The organism is Extibacter sp. GGCC_0201 (genome assembly GCF_017566055.1).
Taxonomy (GTDB): domain Bacteria; phylum Bacillota; class Clostridia; order Lachnospirales; family Lachnospiraceae; genus Extibacter.
This window is the reverse complement of record NZ_JABFCH010000004.1, coordinates 68147-88816: the sequence shown is the minus strand read 5'-3', so window position 1 is coordinate 88816 and position 20670 is coordinate 68147. Positions and strand designations below refer to the sequence as shown.

Below are 20670 nucleotides of genomic sequence, written 5' to 3'. Positions count from 1 at the left end.
CTCCTTCTAGTTCCAGTTGGTGCCGACACCGGCTGCCACTGCCTTCTCATAGATTTCCTTGGCTGCGACAAGATCCTGTGTCGCTACGCCTACCGTCTCAAACACGATAATCTCTTCATCATTTTCACGTCCTGTTATCTTGCCTCTTATTACGTCGCCAAGGTCCCCTGTAAAGTCATCCTTCGTGATGATTCCTTCTTCAAGAGGAATAAGAATATCACCGGACTCGGACAGAACCGCTTCCTCGGAATCAAAATATATCTTGGACGCACGGGTCAGAATACGTGGATCCATCTCCTGCATATGGTGCTGATAGGCGCCTACACAGCTTACGGTCGCTCCGGCCTTCACCTTTGTTCCATCGAATACAGGTTTGGAAGACGGTGTGACTGTGATTAAAAGATCTGCACCCTCAACCGCTTCATCAGAAGATCTGACTGCCACGATCTTCGTGCCATAGTCCTTCAGCTCCTCCTGCATACGGGCAGCAAAGTCCTGCGTACGTTCATAATTCATGTCATAAACTCTTACCTCTTCCAGATTACGGGCCGCCATCATAGCCTCAAGCTGTGTCGCCGCCTGTCCCCCTGTCCCAATCAGGGCTCCGATTCTGGCATCCTTCCTCGCCAGCACGTCAAACGCTGCTCCGGAAGCCGCGCCGGTCCGCAGCTGCGTCACATATGTACCGTCCAGCACTGCCGTCACGATTCCCGTATTGCCGTCAATGAGCAGTACCTGTGCCGGAGATGACGGTATCCCATTGTCTATATTGTGGGGGAATATGTTGATGATTTTCAGCGATGCGGTATCCATCTCTTCGACATAGGCGGGCATGAATAAAAAGCAGCCATCATGCTTGGGCGCCTGGATATTCGTGCGCAGCGGCGCGTCACACTTTCCTTCCACTACGAGCTGGAACGCCTTCTTGTCTGCTTCAATCGCGTCCTTGATTGTAAATACTTTTTTGATATCCTCTCTGGATAATAACAGCATATGGTACCTCCTTTTTTACTAAATGTATGTTTTATATTTAGTAACTCCTTTTGGGGTATATTATAATGCGTCGTCTGGCAGATTGTCAATACATCCACAATAATTCCTCATTATTTTACTTCCTCATAACGGTTCGGCCTTTCGACTTTCGAAATAGATAAAACGGTCGATGGCATCGAGAATATCTTGAAAATCCTCCCTTGATGCAAGGTCGATATATTTTGTAAGCAGTTCTTGTTCCTCTTTTTTATATCTTCCATAATATATGTCATAAAGATTGTGCCCCCTCATATATGTCTTAATCTCTTCCATATGGGCTTTGACATCGTCCACCGTTTCCAGGTCCTGTCCGATTATATTTCTTAGCTCTGTTCCGCTTTGAATCTTATGCAGATACTCTTTCCACCGGTCCAGAAAAATCTCATAGAATTCTTCCTCTGCATCTATCATTCCGAGCTGCTCCATAATAAGCGGGTTCAGGAAGTAATTCTCAAAGGAGTAATATTTGAGGATGAGCACATTCTTCTCTGTGACGCGGGGCAGCTTATCTGCGTCTTCCATGCTGCGTTCCTCGTAATATCTGCACAGCTGCCGCTTCAGCATCTCTGGGTCCTTGCCGTCACCGTCGCGTACCATCAGGAAATTATCCTTCAGATATATCTGATTCATATATTTAAGGTTCGCATATGTCTTGATATTTGTGCAGCTGTTCGTTGTTATAATGGCTATGCGTGACAGATTGCCGTCCTCGTCATAAGTCTCGGAATAATATTTCTTAATCAAAAGCGGCAGCCTGCTTTTGTCCTGTTTTCCTTCTACGATAAACACAAAGTTCACATTCATCAGGTCGTTTGCCGTATATCCAAGCGTCTCCAATATGGCACTGATGTCTGTCTTATGGCAGACCTGCGAGCATCCTTCCTCATCCAGTACGACCTGCCGGATCTGGCGGCTGTTGAAATTAGCCAGCATATTGGGTGAATGGGTAGAAAATATTATCTGGTTATTTCTGGACAGCCGGTATAGGATCTCCCCTGACACTTTCTGCAGCTGTGGATGGAGAAATATCTCCGGCTCTTCCACTATAATCATGCCTGGATTCTGCCCCTTCCCCTGGGCATAAGTTTCCAGAAGCGACAGCATATAGATGCTGCGCATCCCTTTTCCCATGCGGGCCACCGGCTTTACTATATTTCTGCCGGAATCATATGCCTCCGCAGTGACCGACAGCATACGCTCGATGTCACGGTTCATGGAGAACCGTATCTCATCATGGCCGCCGTTTCTGCGGAAGTTCTCATTTACCCGGCGGGAAAAATCATCCAGGTTCAGCCGGTACAGTTTATAATCCAGCAGCTTTGCCGCTTCAAAAGCATTCATCTCCCCCGGCTTCTTCTGATTGATAAGCCCGATGCACGCAAAGCAGTTGCTGCACGGCTTTGCCTGGTCGAAAATGCAGCAGCCCTTTCTCATCTGCTTCAGCAGGCTGTCCTCCTGCATCATCAGCAGCTCCTCCTGGAACTGTCCGAGTCCGCGCTGCGTGTCCATGTAGTATATCTTCGGGAATACTTCCTGGATATATGGGTTGTTCTTCTGCTTCCCATCGCCCCATCGCACCTTTCCTTCCCGATTCACTACGTATTGGAAAGACAGGACCGTCCCGTCAAATGAGGGCAGCTTCTTGCGAAGGTCAGAAAGCCATGCATCATATCTTCGGTACTGGCTGACTGCACCGCTCTTGTGCAGAAGCCTTAGGTCCTCCTCAGCGATGCTCAGCGATACCATGATTTCAATATTGGGATAGTCCTCCTGGAAATCATCCCGGCTTATGTCATACGAGCCACCTACTGCCCGGATAGCATCCAACACTGCTGTCTTGCCCGTATTGTTCTGTCCCACTAGGATAAGTGCATTTTCGATTCCCTGGATGTGCATGTCCCGTATGGATTTGAAATTCCGAATTCTCAAGTCCGTAATCTGCATATATACTTGCCTCCTGCTATCTTCCGGATACAGATACGGGCAGCCAGAATGTGAACCTCGTTCCTTCATCCAGCCTGCTCTCTACCTGAATCCTTCCACGGTGGACCTTCACAATCCATTGCACCATCGGGAGCCCCAGTCCAAATCCTCTGCGCCCGTCTTTCGTCCGCACGGCATCTGCCTGGTAGAACCGTTCCCATATATGGGGCAGATCTTCCCGCTTTATACCACACCCGTCATCCTCCACACAGCCTTTTACAGAGTTTCCTTCGATGGAAAGGGATACCCGCACGGTCCCGCCTTTTTTTCCATAACGTATGCTGTTTTCCAGCAGATTGATAAAAAGGCGTATCAGCATTTCTTCACTCCCCCGTACTTTTAGGCCGGGACGGATATCCGTCACAATCCTGATATCCTCGGCTTCCGCCTTTTCTCCCATCTCTTCTGCCGTCAGCTGTGCAAGGACACTCATATCTACTTCCTTCATCTGAAGCTTCTGTACGCCAGCCTCCCCCCGTGACAGCACAAGGAGCTGCTCTATCAGGTCCGACATTCTGCCTGCCTGCTTAAGGATGACTGACAGGCTATCCTGCATTTCTGCTTTGGATGTCTCGGGCATCAGGGCAAATTCACTCTCTGATGTAATAACTGACACCGGCGTCCTCAGTTCATGAGATACGTCTGCTGTGAAGACCCGTTCCCGTTCCAGCGCCTCCTCTACCGGCCTCAGCGTCCTGCCTGTAATAATATAACCTCCAACGATGGCAAGAACTGCCAGTACAGGGGTGACAATCAGCACAAGGGTCAGCAGTACCTGCCCCATCATAGACAGGTCGCCTGCCGATGCCACTGCCCGGAACCAGATAATCTGCCCTTCCGTGCGGTATGCTTCATCATAGGTGATCCATTTTCTATCTTCTGACGAGACGCTCTGCACTTCACCGCTTTTCAGCACTGTGTCTTCCGGAAAATGTACGGGCACGTTGCCTTCCTTCAGCTTGCCCTCTTCATCGTAAATGCTGAAGCTAACGCCGTCATCATAATATTCCGTATCCTCATCCGCCTCGTAGCCGTCCGCATGTATGTCGATCTCCTCCATAAAGTCATGCAGGCTCTCCTTTAAATTCCCTTCCGCTCTGTTCCATGACACTTTTTCAGCCGTGAATACGAGGGCGGTCAGCGGGCCTACCATGAGCAGGAGTATAATCAGAGCATACCACAGAGTTATCTTTATCCTCACTGCGTTTCGTTTCATACTTCTTCCCTCAATACATAGCCTTGACCGCGTACCGTGTGTATCAGCTTCCCTTCATGCCCTTCATCTATTTTTCTTCTGAGATATCTGATGTACACATCTATCATGTTGGAACCGCCGATATAATCATAATTCCATACATGAGCCTCGATGGCCTCTCTCGTAAGGACGCACCCTTTGTTGCGCAGAAGATACTCCAGAATCTGGGATTCTCTAGCGGACAGTTCAATCTCCACATCCCCTCTGCACACCTGGTGTGTCCTTATATTCATCGTAAGATTGCCCGCGTGCAATATGTTATCTAATTCGCCGGACTGGCTGTTCCTGCGAATCATCACACGTATTCTGGCCAGAAGCTCTTCAAATCCAAACGGTTTCACAAGATAGTCGTCAGCACCCAGGTCAAGCCCGCGCACCCTGTCCTCAATCGCGTCTCTGGCTGTGAGGAACAAGACCGGCGTACGCTTCCCTTCCCTGCGCATCGTCTTCAGGACTTCTGTCCCTGGCATGCCAGGAAGCATGATGTCCAGGATAACGGCATCATAGTCCGTCTGTCTGATATACTCAAGCGCCTCGACACCGTCGCTTACACCGTCTGTACTGTAATGTTCTTTTTCAAGCCTTTTTCTGATTACATTAAGAAGATTTCGCTCATCTTCTACTACAAGTATACGCATATTATCTCACCTCTTTGTCTTATTATAGTATAAAAAGATGAAACTCACATTAAAATATATTTAATCTTATATTTTAATGTTGTTTTAATTTTTATCCTATATGATAAGCGTATCAAAGGGAAAGGAAGGTATTCATATATGAAAAGGAAACGAATAATTGCAGCGGCAGGATTAACCCTCGTATTAGCGTCATCTGCACTGACAGGTTGTTCCGATGAGCGGAAAGACAGGCTGGAGGATAAATTAGATAAGCTGGAGCAGCAGGTCACTGATCTGGAAAACAAGAAATCCGGCACCGGTTCTGATAACAGCGGTACAGACAGCAGCACATCAGGAACTGCTGACCAAGGACAGGACACGCAAGGACAGGGCGGCTTAACATCTGCTGGCAGCACTGATTATAACTCACTCAAATCAGCAGTCGAAGCCGCCGCAGACAAGGTCAATTCAACCACTCCGTCCGGCTCGGCCTCTGAGCAGCGGGAACAGTTCTATACGCTGAAGAATGAGCTGGATGATATCGACCATCAGCTGGACCTCTATGATGATAATCTGGAAAACGGGTACCGCAGCGGTTCTATTGACGCCTCTGAGTACAGGCAGCAGGAAAGAGAGATCGACGCCCTTGAGGATATCCTGGACACTGCCGAAGACAGGCTGGAGGCCTTATTTGGAATCGACGACTGATTTGCGGACAGGGCATTCTTTCATGTGTGAGCGGGATCGTAAGGCCCCGCTCATTACTCGTTCATATGCAAAAAAATCACCGTCCCCGGAGTAGCAAAATGCTCCAAAAACAGTGATTAAACTGCGCGATCAGGGGTTCGAACCCTGGACACCCTGATTAAGAGTCAGGTGCTCTGCCAGCTGAGCTAATCGCGCATTTCCCTATGTTGCCACAGGTGAGCCTGTCACCTGTGACGCAAGGGTTATTATATAATATCGCCTGTCAAATTGCAAGCCCTTTTTACAAATTTTTTTCAGCTTTTTTAGACAAAATCAATTTCCGCCATCTGTGCTGCCTGCTCATGTCCTGTCTTGATTCCGGTAAATATATGCCTTGCCATTATTACGGTTCCGGCCGTTACTACGAGCGCCCCGCCTACGACGATATACGGCATCTGTCCAAGCTTATCGAACAGCACCCCATACATCGCCTGCCCAACCGGCTGTGCACACATGGAAACTGCCATCGCCATCGAAATGACTTTACCGACAATGTGGACAGGAGTAACTTCTTGAACATAGGCCAGCATCTGAACAGAGAACATAGTGGCTATCATCATGATGATGCCATAGCAGAGCGTCATGACAATATAGGCTGCCATTGCAGGTACAGGAAACGCGAGTATGGCTCCCATCGGAAACAACGCAAATGATGTCCAGAGCAGAAGCTTCCATGCTTTCTGTATCTTAAGCTTTCCCGCCAGTATGCCTGTCAGCACCCCTCCGATAAGTCCTCCCGCTGCGCCGAACCCCTGGGCATAGCCATAAAGCTGGCTGGAAAGTCCGAGATAAATCTTTACGATGACAGGTACGCCTACGATGATGAGGGAAGTCAGAAACAGGTTGAAAAATGCGATAAGGACCACCACCTTTTTGATGACTGGCTGCTCCTTTTGGATATAATTGACGCTGCTGCCTATATCCACCTTTACGGTAGCCCATATGCTCTTTTCCGCCTTTTGCTTCACATTCGGTATCCTGATAAAGATTTCCATAACGGCAGACAGGAAGAAGCAGACGCAGCCTGCGGCCACGACAGGGGTCAGGCCCCACACGCCGTATACGATGCCGCCTGCCACCGGTCCAAGCAGCCCGGACAGCGCATTGATCTGATTAATGATTGCATTGGCGGTCATAAGGTTCTCCTTCTCTTGCAGAAGCGGCATGCTTGCCTGCACGGACGGCTGATACACTGCCTGAATGCCGGATAATATTATCATGACCACGGTGACGAGCATCACCGGAGAATACACATGGATCCCCAGCAGGAACAGCACTGTAAGCAGCGCCGTTGCGAAGTCCAGAGCTACCATAATATTCTTCTTGTTAATCCTGTCTGCCAGCAGGCCGCCGACAGGCGAGAGCAAGGCCATCGGGATGAAAGAGCACGCCATAGCCGCGCCAAACACGGCGGAAGATCCCGTCGCGTCAAGCAGGTACAGAGGCAGTGCAAATCGTAATATGCTGTTCCCGAACAGAGATATAATCTGCCCAATCACTACAAGTACAAAGTTTCTGTTCATTAATTTCATATTTCATTCTCCTTTTCATACATTCGTTTGGTATGTATATGGCTATAATATATGCGGCCTGAAGATTTCAGACCGCTTTTTTTCAGTCCAGTACTTTCCGCATATCCAGTAACGCTTCCCTTATTTCATCATCCACAATCGTAAGTCCGATACCGTTCAGAACCTGTTCGATACACCCCAGCTTACGTTCAAACCTATCCATATCTACCGCAAATACAAGCGGGTTAATCCAGATATTCGCCAGCAGCATCAGAACCTCCGCTGCCTCAGCCGGATATTCGACCTCCAGTGAACCGTCTTTAATACCTTCTTCGATATAGGAGGCTATAATGGGTGCGAACTCGCTTACCGACTCCCGCACTTCCATAGCCAGGAACTTGGGATTCTGCATGATGGTAGGCGCCGACTTCATGAGCTTCCTCTGGTCCGCATTCTTCACGCTGTACAGTATCATCTGCTTTAGCTTCTCACGGCCTGTCATGTTATCGGCACTGTCATACATCGTTCGGAAGTCCACACCTTCGTGTACCTTGTCTCCGACAGCCTGGATGATGTCTTCTTTTGATTTAAAATGATGATAAATCGCACCTTTGCTCAAGTCGCCGAGCTCATCTACGATATCCTGGATGGTCGTATTCTCATAACCCTTTTCCAGAAATAATTTCATAGACGCATCCAGTATGCGCTGGACTGTCACTTCAGGATATTTGTTCCTTGCCATTTTACTTTCCTCATCTGCAAACATTCATACATTCGTTTGGTATGTATATGTTATCACTGCTTTACCTGTTTGTCAAATACTTTTCATATTTTTTCTTTCCCTTCATATATTAGTATAAGGAGGACAAGTTATGATGAAAAAATTATATAACAAGGCGGAGCTTCCGTACATTATCGCTGTGGCGGTACTGGGATGCCTGAACCATTTCCTGTACGAGTGGACGGGTGAAAGCGCAGTCGCCGCTCTCTTTTGTCCTGTCAATGAATCCGTATGGGAACATCTGAAACTGTTGTTTTTCCCGTATCTTTTGGTGGTTATCTTTATCTATTGCTATGAGCACAGGACGTCTCTTTCCCGATATTTTTGTTCGCGCTTGCTGGCTGTCCTGTTTGGAATGTCTGCCATAGTAATAATCTTTTACACGTATACGGGTATCGTCGGGCGGAGTTTTGTCGTTCTCGATATATTTATATTCTTCCTCAGTGTCCTGCTTGCTTTTCGTGCAGCCCCTGTGTTCTATCGGTGCCCTTTCTGCAAGAATGCCAGTTCGCTCGTGTTTACGGGCTGGATTTTTGCTGTCGTATGCTTCTTTTTCTTCACATGCCACCCGCCGAATCTGCCGCTGTTTTTCTCTCCGGTATAAATATTCTTAAATTATGGTTTTCATATACTTTTCTTGGCTGTATAATATAATTGACGATTTTACTTTAATGCGTTACAAGAAAGGGGTATGGTATTATGGCAGAAGAATGTGTCAAATGTAAAATAGAACATCATGCTGTGCTTTTTGCATATCTCGCAAAGCACGCGATAGAGCTGTGCAAAGAAGAGGGCAAAGAGGCAGTGCTTGAGGGGATGACCGCCTATGGCCGCGAGCGTGGCTCCCGGATGGCAGCCAGAGCGCTGGCCCACGGGGACGAGTTGACGACGATGACGAACCAGGCTTATGGGGAATGGAAGCCTGACTTCGACGGGCAGATGGAGTTCGGACAGCTACGTACCGAACCTACGCTTAGGACCTACATATCACGCTGTGCCTGGTGCGACGCCTGGAAGAAGCACGGACTTCTCGACTATGGGAAATATTATTGTGTCAATGTAGACAATGCAGTTTACCAGGGATTTCGCCCGGACTTTGTATGTACGCCAACTACTACTGCTCTTAGCTGGGGTGGTGAGCGCTGCGAGTTCGACTGGGGACATCCTCTGACGGCAGACGAATCCAGACAGCTTGCGGATAAAAAGAAAGAGCTCGGCACGTCTTGTATGAAAGACTTTAATTTCCACACTGCCCATCTGCTCCACACGGTCGGCAATATGCTAAAAGAAAAGCTTGGATCGCAAGGAGAGAAGGCTGTTGCCCTTGCCCTGGAAGATTATGTACGAACGTTTGGGCAGGAATACCTCGACGTCTTAGAAGGAGTGGACCATGAACAGTTCTGATAACCTCATCGCAGAATGGCTCTCTGACCATGAGGCATCCATAACAGCAGTTGCCGATTATATATTCAGGCACCCGGAAACTGCCTATAAAGAGACGCTGTCTTCCCGGTGTCTTGCAGACTTTCTGGAGGCAGGCGGGTTCCAGATTGCCTGGAAGACCGCAGGTATCGATACTGCATTTACCGCGTCCTGGGGAAAGGGAAAGCCAGCCATCGGCTTTCTGGCCGAATATGATGCCCTGGCCGAAATCGGCCACGCATGCGGCCATAATCTGCTAGGCACGGCCGTTGCTGCCGCTGCATGTGCGCTGAAGGCATATATGGAGGCATCCGGAATGGATGGTACCCTTCTTATGTTCGGCTGCCCGGCAGAGGAGATAATGTCCGGCAAGATAATCATGAACCGCCAGGGTGTATTCGACAGCCTGGATGCCGCTGTGACGTGGCATCCATTTGACCGCAACAGGGTCAGCAATGATATCTGGCAGTCGCAGGATATCAAGAATTATATCTTCCGTGGGGTCAGTGCCCACGCGTCCCGCTCGCCAGAGGAGGGAAGGAGCGCGCTTGACGCTTGCGAGCTCATGAACGTAGGCGTCAACTATCTGCGGGAGCATGTACCTCAGGATGTGCGCATGCACTATGCTTACAAGGATAATGGCCTCCCCGCCAATGTCGTTCCAGACTACGCGCAGACGAACTACTTCATCCGTTCAAGTAAGCGTTCGCGCACTGAAGACGCAAGCAGCCGCGTGGACGACTGTGCCAGGGGCGCGGCCCTGATGACCGGTACTGAGCTAGAAATCGAGCTTGTCGGAAGCTGTAAGGAGATGAAAGTCAACCGAGTGCTGTCAGAGATATATTATGACGCGATGACCCGGGTTCCGGTTCCCGAATACACCGAGGATGAAATCCGCTTCGCCGCTCAGATCAGTGAAAAGGCCGGCCTTGACAATGGCGGTATATATTTCCAGGGGCTGGAACCACTTGAACAAGAGCCGGTATCCATCTCCATCGGTACCGACGTCTCGGAAGTCAGCCACACGCTTCCGACGATTACGTTAAGTGCCGCAGCCATGTGCAGAGGCACCCCCCTCCACCATTGGGCCGCCGCCAGACAGGCCGGAATGAGCATCGGCAGAAAAGGAATGCTCTACGCTGCCCGATGCATGGCAGAAGGCACAAAACAATTGATTGAGAAACCGGAAAATTTACAAGATGCCTGGAAATTCCACTTAGGGACAGGGTAAAGTTCAATTGGGGACGTACCCTTTTTAGATTTCCCCCGTCCCCAACGAAAGGAGAAAACATGATTACGAAGAAAATCGGTATTATCGGCTGTGGAAACATGGGTGGCGCTATTCTATACGGAGCCTTGAAAAGCGGCATCCTCCCGAAAGAAAACGCCTATGTATATGATATAAATCCTGAGATGATGGATAAGGCCCATGACTGGGGCGTGAATCTTGCAGAAAGCGATGAGGACGTATGCAGAAGCAGCGACATTGTTCTACTTGCAGTCAAGCCTCAGAACGCCTCGGAGGCGCTTGCACAGTGTAAAGATGCGCTGGATGGCAAGGCCATGATGTCCATCGTCGCGGGGGTGACAGTGGAACGGCTGCGCGCTATGATAAGCGGTTCCTCCCGCATTTTACGCATTATGCCGAATACTCCTGCCATGGTCTTTGAAGGAGCTTTCGCACTCTGTTCGGACAACGATTTCAAAGAGGAGGAGCTTGCAGAAGTACAGCAGATTTATGACTCTATCGGTATCGTAGAGCTTGTTCCGGAACACCTGATTGATGCGGTGTGCGGCTTGAGCGGCGGGGGGCCTGCCTATGCAGCCATGTTCATCGAGGCTATGGCGGACGGAGGCGTCAAGCAAGGACTCCCAAGAGCAACGGCCTATCGGCTGGCAGCCCAGACGTGCCTTGGCACAGCAAAAATGATTCTGGACATGGATATTCACCCAGGCCAGCTAAAAGATATGGTGACCTCGCCAGGAGGCACTACGATCGAAGGATGTGAAGCTTTGGAAAAGGGCGGCATGAGAGCTGCCGTTATAGAATGCATCAACGCCGGCAGCGAAAAATCCCGGCGGCTTTAAAATATTGGTAATTTGAACTCCTATTTAGGTACAGGGTTTCGTTCATTAAGGTACAGGGCAAAATGCAATTGGGGACGTAACAAATTTGAAAATGGTTACGTCCCCAATTATATTTATTCTGAAGTTCCGTCCTGCTGCCCTTCATTTCCTTGTGTGCTCTGGCCGTCTTGATTCTCCTGTGTATCTGTAACGCTGCCGGTATCATCCTGCTTTGGACTGTCAGCCCCGCCTGCAGGCGTATCGTCTCCGGCATCTTGTGGGCTGTCAGAAGAATCCGGCACATCCGCGTCATCGGAAGTATTGCCCTTATCGGAATCATCTGACGCATTTTCCTCCTCATCACCTCCGAAGAGGTTCTTGAAGAAGTTGACAATCTTATCCCAGAAGCTTTCACCGTCACCGGAGTCTTTAGACTTCAGAGCGTCAATCGTACTGTCGATAACAGCATTGTCGCCCAGAATACTGTCATTCGTATTATTTATAATGCCGCCGTCACTGTCTCCGCCTGTGAAGAAAGACTTGATGGAATTCCACAGGTTGGAGAAGAATCCTTCGCTTTTGCCCTCCAGGTTCTCAAGCGTATTCTTCAGCGCCTTCACGTCATAATCATATTCTGATATGTTCTTCATAAGAGATACGATCTTGGCCTTCTGATCCTCATTCAGAGATATGTTCTGACTATCTGCCGCATCATTTACGGCACCTTCTATCTCGTCATCATCCTTAAGCCCGTCTTCGATGACTTCCTGCTTCACCTCGTTCATCAGATCTGCCGCTTCCTGCTGGCCGATAGACTCCGCAAGCTCGCCTGTCGTGACAAGCTCTTCGGTCGCAGTGGCCTTCTGGTCTTCGCTCAGCTCTTCACCACTGGCCTTTTCATATGCCATCATGATTCCCGTGAGCGCACCTGTTCCGGACACTTCAATCGGAGAACCCGCCACCACGTTGCAGTTTTCGACCCCTGAGGTCAGGAGTGTACTTGCAATCATAGAGCTCGTTACAAATGTAAGGTTCGCCACCTTCACCTGGATTCCGCCGCTGCCGGTCGGCTCCACATAGGAACAGCTGTATGTCCGCGTTCCAATCTGGGCTTCTGAAGCGATTCCTTCCATATATTTTCTTTCATCTGCGTTCGTAACTTCAATCGTATCAACCTTATCTGCAGATGTGCCGAAGTAATCATACATGGATTTCTTCTGTTCATCTGTAAGATTCGCTCCAAGCGTGACAACTTTAGAGCTGTCTGCCATCGCTGTGAACGGCACGCTGACAAATGCCAGCACAGCTGCCATCATAACAGGTATTATCTTTTTAAACTTTTTCATCATAGTCTGGTGCAACCACCATACCCCCTTTTCATCAATTATTTAGTAAGCTCCCACATAATATATCATATTCGCGGACATTTGCAAAGAAACAGCCCCTTAACTATTTCTGAATATTTTCTGTATTCTATCGTAGAATACATCCTCATCGATGATTCCCCGCATCGCCCCCACTATCCTGCCTTCCTTAAAACAGATGAACGTCGGCACGATTTCTGTGTCATACTCCGCAGCCAGAAGCTCCGACTCTTCTATCTCAACCTCACAGAACTTTATTTTTCTTTTATATTTCTTCTCCGCATCCTCCGCAATCGGCTTCATCATAGCGCATTTACCGCACCAGACCGCATAGAACATAACGACCACCGGAAGACTCTCGTGTTTTACTTCCGAATCAAAATTTTTAGCTGTTAAATGTAGCATAAGTTTCAACCTTTCTTAAGCCATCTTTATGTCAGCACTTGGGATTCAGTATTCTGCATACCTCATCCAATGATTTTTTAATACAGGCAAGTTTTTCATTTAAGTGTCTTTTGCGATAAGTGATTTCACATAGTTTATGTTTCAATCCTTTCTTTCCACGTCCCACATGCTCACATCCTGACCATTATTCTTCTTTATATTATATGCAGCAACCGCCCTATGCTTTCCTGACAGCCCTCAACTTGCAGATAGGGTTGCCTTTTGCGGAAAACTTCTCCTCGTATTCCGTCATAACATTTCCGCGGTTCATATCCTCATCGCTGTGCAGGTCTGTTGTGTATCCTCCCATCTCCCATCTGCTGCATTCCCTGACTTCCCCTATAGAAAAGTCGAACAGCCCACGGTTGTCCGTCTTAAATTCAAGCATTGCACCATCAGCCGCTATCTTGTCATATCTGTACAGATATTCCTTTGATGTAAGCCTCCTTCTTGCATGTCTCGCCTTCGGCCACGGATCTGAAAAGTTCAGGTATATTCCAGAGACCTCCCCCTGGTCAAATACATCAGCTATGTCCGCAGCATCCATACAGATGAAGCGGATATTACGGGGAGCTTCATTTTCAGACTCCATATACTTTTCAACGGCACGCAAAAGCACGCTTGAGTATCGTTCGATTCCGATATAATTCCTTTCCGGATGCCGCTCTGCCATCGTCAGCAGAAACTTCCCCTTGCCCATTCCAATTTCAATGTATAAGGGATTCTCATTTCCAAACACGTCGTTCCAGCTTCCCCTATAGAGAGCAGGCGCATCTATCACTTCCCTGCATCCTTTCAGTACGCTTTCAGCACGTGGTATATTTCTCAATCGCATATATCTGCCTCCTCTTTTTTGCTTCTATTTAGTCTATCTATTTCCTATAGAAAAGTCAATTAGTGTTAATTTTTCAATTTGTTTATTATTTACTATGGTAATTTAGAAAAATAAGTGTATTATTAACATATAATACAAATTATACTTATCAGATAGTAAGTAGAAACGGAGGCGTAGTATGGACTCTATTGTGGAGAAATTATCAGACATCGAGACGACTGCAGAAGCAATCGTAGAGCATGCAGAGGCTCAGAAATTCAACATTGAGCAGCAGATACAGTCCCGGCGTGACAAGTTTGATGAAGACCTGGAAGCTGACACGCAGAAGAAGCTGGAGCGCATCCGCGCGGAGGCCACCGAGAAAGTCGACCGGATACTGGAGACACAGCGGCAGAAAAACAAGGCGACGATAGACGCATTAGAGAAAGAATATGAGGAAAACCATACTGCGTATGCACAGGATATCCTAAAACGTATAACTGAGGTGTAGAACATGGGCAATCTTATGGCATACAGCGGAATTGTAACAAAAGTACGGGCCATGCAGGCAAAGCTCCTTACAAGGCAGGATTTTGAAAATATTGCATCGCTCAGGAGTGTTCCCGAGATCATCTCCTACCTGAAAGAGAAGCCCGCCTACGCAGAATTAATGAATCAAATGGATGTGTCACTGTACCACAGGCGGCATGTCGAGAAGATACTCTACCAGTCTCTCTACGACGACTATACAAGAATCTTCCGATTTGCAGGGCTGGAACAGAAGAAGTTCCTGAAGCTCTATCTGAAGAAATACGAAGTAGACTTGATAAACTACTGTTTCCGGATTGTATTCAATCATTATGAAAAGCCTTTTGACCTGGACTATAAAAAAGAGTTTTTTGACAAATATTCACAGATTCGTATCGAGAAGCTCATCACATCCAGGACCATCGCCGAACTGGTAGACAATCTGCAGTCGACAGAATATTACGCACCTCTGCGGAGGCTCCGGGATTCTAATTCGGCCACTCTGTTCGACTATGACCTGGCACTGGAACTGTACTACTTTTCCACGGTGTGGAAAAAGAGAAAGCAGATATTGACGAACAAGAAAGAGCTGGAAATCTATACAAGAGATTGCGGTACTAATATGGACCTGCTTAACATCCAGTGGATATACCGTGCCAAGAAGTATTACCATATGCTTCCGCCCGATATATATTCACTCACAATACCGAACCACTACCGCCTGCGCATCGATGAATTCAAAGCGCTTGTTGAGGCTCCAACCCTGGAGGAATTCGAGCACTTGCTCGAAGACACTTACTATGCGCGGAAATATAACATCCATGACAGCAAGACGATTGAGCAGATGTACAAAGAATGCCTGATGCACCTGTACCTGTCGGACCGGCGCGGCAATCCGTATTCGATTGCGACTATCACAACTTATCTGTTCCTGAAGGAAGAAGAGATATATAAACTGACGACAGCCCTTGAATGCATCCGTTATGGCTTGTCTTCAAGAGAGACGTTAGGATATCTGGGAGGTGTAATTCAATGATTGTAAAGATGAAGTTTTTGAGCATCAGCGGACCGCGTACCGACATCGACCGTGTATGTGACGTCTATCTGTCAAAATATGAGATGCAGCTGGAAAATGCGGTCACAGAGCTTAAGACGACGGACAATCTTCTGCCGTTCGTGGAGATGAATCCTTATAAAGAACCGCTTGCCAAGGCAGAGGAGTTCACTTCCAAGCTTTCTGTCTCCAATATTCCTGCAGATACCACGCTCTCTACAGATGCTATCATGACCCTGATCCGCGGGCTCAACCACGACTATCTTGAACTGCAGGAAAAAAAGGAACTGCTGAAAAAAAATAAAGATGAACTGCTGGAAAAGCTGCATGTATTAGAACCATTCAGACCACTGGATTTCGACTTGCACAAGGTTCTCCACTATAGGTATATGCAGCTTCGTTTTGGAAGAATCGGTATTGATTATTACCGGAAACTGGAAAAGTATCTGTTTGAAGACCTGAATGCCATATTCCTTGAAGGTACAAGAGACGAGAATTACGTATACGGGTGCTACTTTGTGGCCAACGCCGAGACGAGCAGAGTAGATTCCGTCTTTAACTCCCTGCATTTTGAACGTATCACCATATCGGACGAATATATCGGAACGCCTTCTGTCGCATATGACAGCCTGGAAGAGGATATCACTGATCTGGATGACCGTATCGCAGAGATTGATCAGCGCATACAGGACCTTCTGAACAATCAGGCCAGCCAGCTTCTCGGGGCACGCAAACGGCTGGAGGAGCTGTCCAACAACTTTGACGTGCGCAAGATGGCGGCCCGTGTAGATGACAATAAGGAAGATTATTATATTCTCTGCGGATGGATGGGCGTGGACGATGTGGAAGCTTTTCTGAAAGAATCCGAAGGTGACGACAGAGTATTTGTCGTCGTGGAGGAGGACCGGGAGAAGTTCTTCGGCGACCCTCCCACAAAGCTTAAGAATCCCAGGTTCTTCAAGCCATTCGAGATGTTCATCCGCATGTATGGACTCCCCTCTTCCAATGAGATGGATCCTACCGTATTCGTGGCACTCACTTACACGTTCATATTCGGCGCCATGTTCGGCGATGTCGGGCAAGGGCTGTGCCTGTTCTTGATAGGGGGACTCCTCTACAAGCTGAAGAACATGAATCTGGCAGGCATCATTTCCGTAGCAGGCCTTTTCTCAGCCTTTTTCGGATTTATGTTTGGCAGCGTATTCGGGTTTGAAGATATTATTCAGGCCCGCTGGCTGCGACCGATGGAAGCCATGACCAGCCTGCCGTTTATCGGACAGCTCAACACGGTGTTCATCGTAGCTATCGCATTCGGTATGGGCCTGAATATCCTGTCCATGATCTTCCACATCCTCAATGCCATACGGGCAAAGGATACGGAGAACATCTGGTTTTCCAACAATGGTATAGCAGGGCTTGTTTTTTACGGATTTATCGTATTCACAATCGTACTCTATATGACGGGACATCAAGTTCCCGGCAATATACTGATGGCGGTATTCCTTGGAATACCCATCCTCGTATTTATATTCAAGGAACCGCTCACCAACCTGGCCGAACGCAATCACAAGAAGCTGGAGACAAGCAAAGGCATGTTCCTCGTACAAGGGTTCTTCGAACTGTTCGAGACACTTCTTAGCTACTTTTCCAACACGCTCTCTTTCGTCCGGATCGGGGCTTTTGCCGTGAGCCATGCGGCAATCATGGAAGTGGTGCTGATGCTCTCAGGCGCACAGGAAGGTTCACCGAACTGGATCGTCGTCGTAATCGGCAATCTGGTCGTATGTGGACTGGAAGGGCTCATCGTAGGCATCCAGGTGCTCCGTCTGGAATATTATGAAATGTTCAGCCGTTTCTATAAGGGCAGCGGGCGTGAATTTAAACCATTTAATAATCATAAAAAACAAGATAAAAATTAATCCATATCCAAGGAGGAGAAAATCATGTCATTAACAGTCAAGTTATTATTAGTCGCAGCGCTGGTGCTCAGCATCATTATTCCTTTCGGTTACTACCTGATTGGGGAAAAGAACAAAAAACGTTATAAAAGGGCGGTCGGCACCAATGTATTCTTCTATTTTGGTACATTTGTCATCGCAGCTATCATGATGTTCGGCGGCGATACGGCTGTCGCAGCCGACACCGCTGCTGCCGCTACTTCTAATGCCACTGGATTCGGTTATCTTGCCGCTGCACTTTCAACCGGTTTGTCATGTGTCGGCGGCGGTATTGCCGTAGCAAGCGCGGCAAGCGCGGCACTCGGTGCTATCAGCGAGGATTCCAGCGCGCTCGGCAAATCACTTATCTTCGTAGGTCTTGCAGAAGGTGTCTGCCTGTACGGGCTTATCATCTCCTTCATGATCTTAGGTAAACTGTAATATGAAGATGTATCTGATCAGTGATAATATCGATACCCTGACAGGAATGCGGCTGGCCGGCGTAGACGGAGTGGTCGTGCATGAGAGGAACGAACTCCGTGAGGCCATCGAGGATGCCATGAATGACAGCACCGTAGGCATCATCCTTCTGACCGAGAAGTTCGGGAGAGAGTTCCCGGACCTGATTGATGAGATCAAGCTGGAGCGTACCATGCCGCTGCTCATCGAGATTCCTGACAGACACGGAACCGGACGTAAAAAAGATTTTATCACATCTTACGTAAATGAAGCCATTGGCTTGAAATTATAAAAAGAAGGTGACCCGCGTGACGTTAGAAGAAAAAATATCACATTTACAGTCTGCTGCCATGGAAGAAGCCAGGGCACAGGGAAATGCAATCATAAAGCAGCATGAAGAGGCGCTTCAAAGCGTTTTTGAACAGCATCGCGCAGAGGCCGTCCGCCAATCCGAAACACGGCTCAAGGCAGAGGCTACCAATGCCAGGCAGCAGCTGAATATGGCCGCTTCCAAAGCTCAGCTCGAACTGAAAAGGGAGCTCAGCCGGACGCAGGGGGAGCTTAAGAACAAGCTTTTCGATGAAGTCCTCAGGCTGGTTGAAGACTATATGAAGACGGATGATTATAAACGGCTTCTTATCGCATACATTGAAAGTGCCGCCAGATTTGCAAATGGCGAGACGATGACGCTTTATCTCAACCCATCCGATAAGGATAAGATTGCTTATCTGCAGGAGCATACAGGAATGACCCTGACCGTGAGCAAGGAAGACTTCATCGGCGGCATCCGGGCTGTCATTCCTGGACGCAACATCCTGATCGACCACGCATTTAAAGGAGCTATCGATAATCTATACCACAAATTCTCATTCAAGGGAGGTGCGGGAATTGAATAATACTGGAACAATCTACGGCATCAACGGTCCCGTCATCTATCTGAAAGGAAAGACCGATTTCAAGATGTCGGAGATGGTGCATGTCGGAGATGAGAAGCTGGTAGGCGAAGTCATCGCCCTCGACAAGGATCTGACTACCATCCAGGTGTACGAAGAGACCTCAGGGCTGAAACCGGGAGAGATTGTTGAAGCCACGGGTTCTGCCGTGTCTGTCACGCTTGCCCCGGGTATCCTGGACAATATATTCGACGGCATTGAACGGCCTCTCGAACGGATTGCGGACACCGGAGGCGCTTTCGTAACCCGCGGAGTGAGCGTTAACGCGCTGGATGCCGACCGATTATGGGATACTCACATCACCGTCGCAGAAGGTGACATCGTACAGGGCGGCACCATCATCGCAGAGGTTCCTGAGACACGCGCAATCAAGCATAAATGCATGGTTCCCCCCGACATCTCCGGCAGAGTCGTATCTGTCGTCCCCGACGGGACCTATACGATTGGAGATACACTTGTTACGCTGGAACTGGATGACGGAACGAAGAAAGATCTGTCCATGACGCAGTATTGGCCTATCCGTGTCCCCCGGCCGGTTCATCACCGCTATCCGGCCAGCGTACCTCTCATCACAGGCCAGCGGATCCTCGACACGATGTTTCCAATTGCCAAAGGCGGTACCGCCGCTATACCAGGCGGATTCGGTACCGGAAAGACGATGACGCAGCATCAGATTGCGAAATGGTCCGATGCGGACATCATCATATATATCGGCTGCGGAGAGCGCGGCAACGAGATGACTCAGGTTCTGGAAGAGTTTGGCGAGCTTGTCGACCCCAAGTCAGGGAACCCGCTTATGGACAGGACCACGCTGATTGCCAACACGTCCAATATGCCGGTGGCCGCTCGTGAGGCATCCATCTATACGGGGCTTACGCTCGCGGAATATTACCGGGACATGGGATATGACGTTGCTATCATGGCAGACTCAACCTCCCGATGGGCGGAAGCTTTAAGGGAACTATCCGGACGTCTCGAAGAGATGCCCGCAGAGGAGGGCTTCCCGGCGTATCTGGCCTCCCGGCTGTCTGCTTTTTATGAGCGCGCGGGCATGATGCAGACGCTCAACGGCAATATGGGTTCTGTATCGATTATCGGCGCGGTATCTCCCCAGGGCGGAGATTTCTCCGAACCGGTCACTCAGAACACGAAACGTTTCGTCCGCTGTTTCTGGGGACTTGACAAGTCACTTGCATATTCCCGGCATTTTCCGGCTATCCACTGGCTCACAAGCTACAGCGAATATCTGAATGACCTGAGCGGATGGTACTCGGACAACGTGTCGCCCAAATTTGTAGATTACCGTAACCGGATGATGGCACTTCTCAATCAGGAGAGCAGCCTGATGGAGATCGTAAAGCTCATAGGCGGAGATGTCCTGCCCGACGACCAGAAGCTTATTCTGGAAATTGCCAAGGTCATCCGTCTCGGATTCCTGCAGCAGAACGCATTTCACAAGGATGACACCTGTGTATCCATGGAAAAGCAGTTCAAGATGATGGATGTCATCCTCTATCTGTATAAGACCTGCCGGAAGCTGGTAGCTATGGGCATGCCGATGTCTGTGCTGAAAGCGGAGAATATATTTGAAAAGGTCATCGCCATCAAATATGATGTCCCGAACGACAACATACAGATGCTCGACATGTATAAGATTGACATTGATAATTTCTGTAACAAAGTTCTGGAAAAGAACGCATAA

21 protein-coding genes and 1 tRNA gene are annotated in these 20670 nt (G+C 48.6%); 12 read left to right on the top strand and 10 right to left on the bottom strand.

Features of this window, described 5'->3' with window-relative positions:
• Nucleotides 1–6: 6 nt before the first annotated feature.
• From HJV72_RS03945 to HJV72_RS03930, 4 genes are all read right to left on the bottom strand, one after another.
• Nucleotides 7–993 carry an ornithine cyclodeaminase family protein gene (locus tag HJV72_RS03945; protein ID WP_208068835.1) on the bottom strand — a complete coding sequence of 329 codons (987 nt, stop codon included), beginning with the start codon at nt 991–993 and terminating at the stop codon, nt 7–9.
• 123 nt (nt 994–1116) lie between these two features.
• Complete coding sequence (locus HJV72_RS03940; RefSeq protein ID WP_208068834.1) at nt 1117–2976, bottom strand: ATP-dependent nuclease; 1860 nt, start codon at nt 2974–2976, stop codon at nt 1117–1119.
• A 16-nt stretch (nt 2977–2992) separates the two neighbouring features.
• Nucleotides 2993–4231 carry a sensor histidine kinase gene (locus tag HJV72_RS03935; RefSeq protein ID WP_208068832.1) on the bottom strand — a complete coding sequence of 413 codons (1239 nt, stop codon included), beginning with the start codon at nt 4229–4231 and terminating at the stop codon, nt 2993–2995.
• A complete protein-coding gene (locus HJV72_RS03930) occupies nt 4228–4908 on the bottom strand; it encodes a response regulator transcription factor (RefSeq protein WP_208068830.1) in 681 nt (226 codons plus the stop codon). Before HJV72_RS03930 ends, HJV72_RS03935 begins: the two co-directional genes overlap by 4 nt.
• A gap of 138 nt (nt 4909–5046) precedes the next feature.
• On the opposite strand from HJV72_RS03930, the gene HJV72_RS03925 reads away from it, so the two are divergent.
• Nucleotides 5047–5595: a hypothetical protein gene (locus HJV72_RS03925; protein WP_208068828.1), complete on the top strand. Its 549-nt coding sequence runs from the start codon at nt 5047–5049 to the stop codon at nt 5593–5595.
• A gap of 122 nt (nt 5596–5717) precedes the next feature.
• On the opposite strand, the gene HJV72_RS03920 is transcribed toward HJV72_RS03925, so the two are convergent.
• The 3 genes from HJV72_RS03920 to HJV72_RS03910 all read right to left on the bottom strand — a co-directional run bounded on the left by HJV72_RS03920 (nt 5718) and on the right by HJV72_RS03910 (nt 7887).
• Nucleotides 5718–5790: transfer RNA gene (locus tag HJV72_RS03920), tRNA-Lys, on the bottom strand.
• Nucleotides 5791–5897: 107 nt separating this feature from the next.
• Entirely contained in the window at nt 5898–7166 is a 1269-nt protein-coding gene (locus tag HJV72_RS03915; protein ID WP_208068826.1) for an MFS transporter, read from the bottom strand.
• Nucleotides 7167–7248: 82 nt separating this feature from the next.
• A complete protein-coding gene (locus tag HJV72_RS03910) occupies nt 7249–7887 on the bottom strand; it encodes a TetR/AcrR family transcriptional regulator (RefSeq protein WP_208068824.1) in 639 nt (212 codons plus the stop codon).
• A gap of 130 nt (nt 7888–8017) precedes the next feature.
• On the opposite strand from HJV72_RS03910, the gene HJV72_RS03905 reads away from it, so the two are divergent.
• The 4 genes from HJV72_RS03905 (at nt 8018) to proC (ending at nt 11436) form a co-directional block, all read left to right on the top strand.
• On the top strand, nt 8018–8530 hold the full coding sequence (locus HJV72_RS03905) for a DUF6512 family protein (protein WP_208068821.1): 513 nt from the start codon (nt 8018–8020) through the stop codon (nt 8528–8530).
• A gap of 95 nt (nt 8531–8625) precedes the next feature.
• Nucleotides 8626–9330, top strand: coding sequence for an L-2-amino-thiazoline-4-carboxylic acid hydrolase (locus tag HJV72_RS03900; RefSeq protein ID WP_208068819.1), 705 nt, complete (start codon nt 8626–8628; stop codon nt 9328–9330).
• A complete protein-coding gene (locus HJV72_RS03895) occupies nt 9317–10579 on the top strand; it encodes an amidohydrolase (RefSeq protein ID WP_208068817.1) in 1263 nt (420 codons plus the stop codon). Before HJV72_RS03900 ends, HJV72_RS03895 begins: the two co-directional genes overlap by 14 nt.
• A gap of 59 nt (nt 10580–10638) precedes the next feature.
• Nucleotides 10639–11436, top strand: a complete 798-nt coding sequence (gene proC, locus HJV72_RS03890; RefSeq protein ID WP_208068815.1) for a pyrroline-5-carboxylate reductase — start codon at nt 10639–10641, stop codon at nt 11434–11436.
• A 113-nt stretch (nt 11437–11549) separates the two neighbouring features.
• Here the strand turns inward: proC and HJV72_RS03885 are convergent, their stop codons facing one another.
• The 3 genes from HJV72_RS03885 to trmB all read right to left on the bottom strand — a co-directional run bounded on the left by HJV72_RS03885 (nt 11550) and on the right by trmB (nt 14058).
• Nucleotides 11550–12776 carry a DUF1002 domain-containing protein gene (locus HJV72_RS03885; RefSeq protein WP_243765506.1) on the bottom strand — a complete coding sequence of 409 codons (1227 nt, stop codon included), beginning with the start codon at nt 12774–12776 and terminating at the stop codon, nt 11550–11552.
• Nucleotides 12777–12860: 84 nt separating this feature from the next.
• A complete protein-coding gene (locus HJV72_RS03880) occupies nt 12861–13184 on the bottom strand; it encodes a thioredoxin family protein (protein WP_208068813.1) in 324 nt (107 codons plus the stop codon).
• Between the two features lie 217 nt (nt 13185–13401).
• Nucleotides 13402–14058 (bottom strand): tRNA (guanosine(46)-N7)-methyltransferase TrmB, encoded by a 657-nt coding sequence (gene trmB, locus HJV72_RS03875; RefSeq protein WP_208068812.1) that lies wholly within the window; start codon nt 14056–14058, stop codon nt 13402–13404.
• A gap of 178 nt (nt 14059–14236) precedes the next feature.
• Between trmB and HJV72_RS03870 the strand changes: the two genes are divergently transcribed.
• Genes HJV72_RS03870 through HJV72_RS03840 form a run of 7 tightly spaced genes read left to right on the top strand, consistent with a single transcriptional unit; the run spans nt 14237 to nt 20670 of the window.
• Nucleotides 14237–14548, top strand: coding sequence for a hypothetical protein (locus HJV72_RS03870; RefSeq protein WP_208068810.1), 312 nt, complete (start codon nt 14237–14239; stop codon nt 14546–14548).
• Nucleotides 14549–14551: 3 nt separating this feature from the next.
• A complete protein-coding gene (locus HJV72_RS03865; protein ID WP_208068809.1) occupies nt 14552–15601 on the top strand; it encodes a V0D/AC39 family V-type ATPase subunit in 1050 nt (349 codons plus the stop codon).
• Nucleotides 15598–17538: a V-type ATP synthase subunit I gene (locus HJV72_RS03860; protein ID WP_208068807.1), complete on the top strand. Its 1941-nt coding sequence runs from the start codon at nt 15598–15600 to the stop codon at nt 17536–17538. The genes HJV72_RS03865 and HJV72_RS03860 overlap by 4 nt, the downstream gene beginning before the upstream one ends.
• Nucleotides 17539–17562: 24 nt before the next feature.
• Nucleotides 17563–17997 (top strand): ATP synthase subunit C, encoded by a 435-nt coding sequence (locus tag HJV72_RS03855; RefSeq protein ID WP_208068806.1) that lies wholly within the window; start codon nt 17563–17565, stop codon nt 17995–17997.
• A gap of 1 nt (nt 17998) precedes the next feature.
• Entirely contained in the window at nt 17999–18307 is a 309-nt protein-coding gene (locus HJV72_RS03850) for a V-type ATP synthase subunit F (protein ID WP_049728472.1), read from the top strand.
• A gap of 16 nt (nt 18308–18323) precedes the next feature.
• A complete protein-coding gene (locus tag HJV72_RS03845) occupies nt 18324–18911 on the top strand; it encodes a V-type ATP synthase subunit E (RefSeq protein ID WP_330618766.1) in 588 nt (195 codons plus the stop codon).
• Nucleotides 18904–20670 (top strand): V-type ATP synthase subunit A, encoded by a 1767-nt coding sequence (locus tag HJV72_RS03840; protein ID WP_208068804.1) that lies wholly within the window; start codon nt 18904–18906, stop codon nt 20668–20670. Before HJV72_RS03845 ends, HJV72_RS03840 begins: the two co-directional genes overlap by 8 nt.

What these genes read in the sequence shown, in the direction of transcription:
- HJV72_RS03945 (WP_208068835.1), bottom strand. Translation starts at nt 993, where the DNA reads ATGCTGTTATTATCCAGAGAGGATATCAAAAAAGTATTTACAATCAAG.
- HJV72_RS03940 (WP_208068834.1), bottom strand. Translation starts at nt 2,976, where the DNA reads ATGCAGATTACGGACTTGAGAATTCGGAATTTCAAATCCATACGGGAC.
- HJV72_RS03935 (WP_208068832.1), bottom strand. Translation starts at nt 4,231, where the DNA reads ATGAAACGAAACGCAGTGAGGATAAAGATAACTCTGTGGTATGCTCTG.
- HJV72_RS03930 (WP_208068830.1), bottom strand. Translation starts at nt 4,908, where the DNA reads ATGCGTATACTTGTAGTAGAAGATGAGCGAAATCTTCTTAATGTAATC.
- HJV72_RS03925 (WP_208068828.1), top strand. Translation starts at nt 5,047, where the DNA reads ATGAAAAGGAAACGAATAATTGCAGCGGCAGGATTAACCCTCGTATTA.
- HJV72_RS03915 (WP_208068826.1), bottom strand. Translation starts at nt 7,166, where the DNA reads ATGAAATTAATGAACAGAAACTTTGTACTTGTAGTGATTGGGCAGATT.
- HJV72_RS03910 (WP_208068824.1), bottom strand. Translation starts at nt 7,887, where the DNA reads ATGGCAAGGAACAAATATCCTGAAGTGACAGTCCAGCGCATACTGGAT.
- HJV72_RS03905 (WP_208068821.1), top strand. Translation starts at nt 8,018, where the DNA reads ATGATGAAAAAATTATATAACAAGGCGGAGCTTCCGTACATTATCGCT.
- HJV72_RS03900 (WP_208068819.1), top strand. Translation starts at nt 8,626, where the DNA reads ATGGCAGAAGAATGTGTCAAATGTAAAATAGAACATCATGCTGTGCTT.
- HJV72_RS03895 (WP_208068817.1), top strand. Translation starts at nt 9,317, where the DNA reads ATGAACAGTTCTGATAACCTCATCGCAGAATGGCTCTCTGACCATGAG.
- proC (WP_208068815.1), top strand. Translation starts at nt 10,639, where the DNA reads ATGATTACGAAGAAAATCGGTATTATCGGCTGTGGAAACATGGGTGGC.
- HJV72_RS03880 (WP_208068813.1), bottom strand. Translation starts at nt 13,184, where the DNA reads ATGCTACATTTAACAGCTAAAAATTTTGATTCGGAAGTAAAACACGAG.
- trmB (WP_208068812.1), bottom strand. Translation starts at nt 14,058, where the DNA reads ATGCGATTGAGAAATATACCACGTGCTGAAAGCGTACTGAAAGGATGC.
- HJV72_RS03870 (WP_208068810.1), top strand. Translation starts at nt 14,237, where the DNA reads ATGGACTCTATTGTGGAGAAATTATCAGACATCGAGACGACTGCAGAA.
- HJV72_RS03865 (WP_208068809.1), top strand. Translation starts at nt 14,552, where the DNA reads ATGGGCAATCTTATGGCATACAGCGGAATTGTAACAAAAGTACGGGCC.
- HJV72_RS03860 (WP_208068807.1), top strand. Translation starts at nt 15,598, where the DNA reads ATGATTGTAAAGATGAAGTTTTTGAGCATCAGCGGACCGCGTACCGAC.
- HJV72_RS03855 (WP_208068806.1), top strand. Translation starts at nt 17,563, where the DNA reads ATGTCATTAACAGTCAAGTTATTATTAGTCGCAGCGCTGGTGCTCAGC.
- HJV72_RS03850 (WP_049728472.1), top strand. Translation starts at nt 17,999, where the DNA reads ATGAAGATGTATCTGATCAGTGATAATATCGATACCCTGACAGGAATG.